The 1,837-nt window shown below is 54.5% G+C and carries 3 protein-coding genes and 1 pseudogene; all 4 read right to left on the bottom strand.

What is annotated here, in order from left to right; genetic code table 11:
* Positions 1 to 273: pseudogene (locus CW742_RS11655) on the bottom strand (hypothetical protein); the annotation flags it as partial.
* Positions 266 to 742, bottom strand: a complete 477-nt coding sequence (locus tag CW742_RS11650) for a hypothetical protein (RefSeq protein WP_292420574.1) — start codon at positions 740 to 742, stop codon at positions 266 to 268. The gene CW742_RS11650 and the pseudogene CW742_RS11655, both read right to left, overlap by 8 nt.
* A complete protein-coding gene (locus tag CW742_RS11645; protein WP_292420572.1) occupies positions 732 to 896 on the bottom strand; it encodes a hypothetical protein in 165 nt (54 codons plus the stop codon). The genes CW742_RS11650 and CW742_RS11645 overlap by 11 nt, the downstream gene beginning before the upstream one ends.
* Before the next feature lie 182 nt (positions 897 to 1,078).
* On the bottom strand, positions 1,079 to 1,582 hold the full coding sequence (locus CW742_RS11640) for a hypothetical protein (RefSeq protein WP_292420571.1): 504 nt from the start codon (positions 1,580 to 1,582) through the stop codon (positions 1,079 to 1,081).
* Positions 1,583 to 1,837 lie beyond the last annotated feature (255 nt).

The raw sequence follows: 1,837 nt of genomic DNA, 5'->3' as shown, positions 1-1,837 counted from the left end.
CTCTACCTCGCCGAACCAGAAGTAATGCCGCTTCTCGGCATAGGTCAGCCGCTCGATGTCTGTCAGCGCAGACATATCGAAGATGCCAAGCGTGTTCAGCATCCCGTACCAGACCGCATGCGTCTCCTCGGGGTCGGCAATGATTCCGAGGAAGAGAATTGCTACCGGAACAAGAAGACAGATCACCGGCAGGTGGGCCAGCATGAGGACCAGCCCAAACAGGATCCCCGTCCCGCAGACAGCTGCCCGGGTCTGCATCTCGTTTTCAAACATCGGTACTCTCCGCAATCCGGATCTCAAAGACGGGACTGGTGTACCCGCCGTTTGCCGGGCTGAAGTCCCGGACCCGGCCCATCTGCGCAAACTTGCGCCGGCCCGTGCGGATCTGGACTGTGTGAATGCCCGGGACCCGGGGATACACCCGACGCCCGTCAATATCGTGCATCTCCATATACGGTGGGATGTAAAACCAGTCAGGCCAGAACCGGACTCCCTGCGGGATATCGGTTCCCCGGTACAGATCCTGTAACCGCATTGGCGACATGTTGTCGTAGATCAAATCGATGATCAGGTTCTCGTCACCCTTCTCCGGGTGCAGGTCCAGTTCATAGAAAATCGGATTCCGCCGCACCTCATCGAGGGTGAGCGGTTTATCCGGTGTGAGCGGCTCAAGACCGCTAAACTTTCCCCGGTACAGACCGGTAACCGTTGCGACCGGCTGCACAGCAATTTCAGGCTCCATGAAATTCCTCCCTGTAAAGTTCGTGTTCCTCACGGAGTTTCTTGAACTCCTCAACAATCTCATCATATTGTCCGATCTTCTGGTGGATCGTAAACAACACGGGATAGATCGGAAGCACCGCTCCCAGCAAAATCCCCAACGTTTCAACGTCCATAAGGGTCCTCCACGAAAGACGAGAGGACCAAAAAGAGAGGGGACCGGAGGTCTCCTCCCCTCCGGATCGTTTCGTCAGGAGAGTCGGGGAGGACTGATATCCTCCCCTGCTTCAGGTCTAATGACCTTCAGCAAGTCGAAGAACATTTGTTCTTCTCCAGGCTCACCTCTTCGAGGTTCACCTTAGGCGAGAGCTGCCACAGTGTCCGCCCAGGTCTCCACATTCGTCCGGATTGCGTCATCCGAGTACGAAGTGATGGTGACCCGGTCGCGGCTGAAGTTCACCATGTAGATCTCACCGTTCGCGTCATGGCACCGCAGGGAGGCGCTGAATGCATCCTTCCCGAGATCGTGGACCACGGACCCGCCGTGAGCCGTGCTGACCGCAGCGGCAGCGAGCAGTGCAGTCACACCGGCATTGAACTTTGCCAGGGTGTCGAATTTGTGGCTGCCCGTGCCAACGGTCTTGGCATCGGTGTCCTGATAGACGAGTTTCGCGGTGTATGCCTCCTTGGTCTTCTCGACCGGGGGGTGGCTCTGACCTGCAGTCATATACGCTACACACTCAAAGGGATTGTCGGTGATGACCGACTGGACGATCGTGTTGAACGTCGCAACATCCACGATGGGTTCTGCAAGGGTGCGGGTCGCACTCTTGACATTTGCACTCTGTACGAAATCTGCCATACTTCACTCCCGCCCTTGGGCCCTTGGGCTGAATAATACTCTATAGGACGGGGGGCTTAGTCTTTGCTGAAGGGAGAGGGAACGGATTTAGATCAGTGAGCAAATTGAGATGATGGGATAACAAAAACAATCGTGGATTTTTTCAATCCGTTTCAGTATCTTTAACCTGTTTTACTTCAATATGCAGAGAGTGAAGATTCCCAAAGGATGCAATTATGGAAGGATATAAATGAAATTTTTTGCACGATATGTTTC

The sequence above is a fragment of the Methanoregula sp. genome (assembly GCF_002835825.1).
Taxonomy (GTDB): Archaea; Halobacteriota; Methanomicrobia; order Methanomicrobiales; family Methanospirillaceae; genus Methanoregula.
The sequence above is the reverse complement of the archived record's forward strand: the minus strand, read 5'-3'. Positions and strand labels throughout refer to the sequence as shown.

Bases quoted from the DNA above. Each gene is read 5' to 3' on its own strand.
- CW742_RS11650 (WP_292420574.1), bottom strand. From the start codon at position 742: ATGGAGCCTGAAATTGCTGTGCAGCCGGTCGCAACGGTTACCGGTCTG.
- CW742_RS11645 (WP_292420572.1), bottom strand. From the start codon at position 896: ATGGACGTTGAAACGTTGGGGATTTTGCTGGGAGCGGTGCTTCCGATC.
- CW742_RS11640 (WP_292420571.1), bottom strand. From the start codon at position 1,582: ATGGCAGATTTCGTACAGAGTGCAAATGTCAAGAGTGCGACCCGCACC.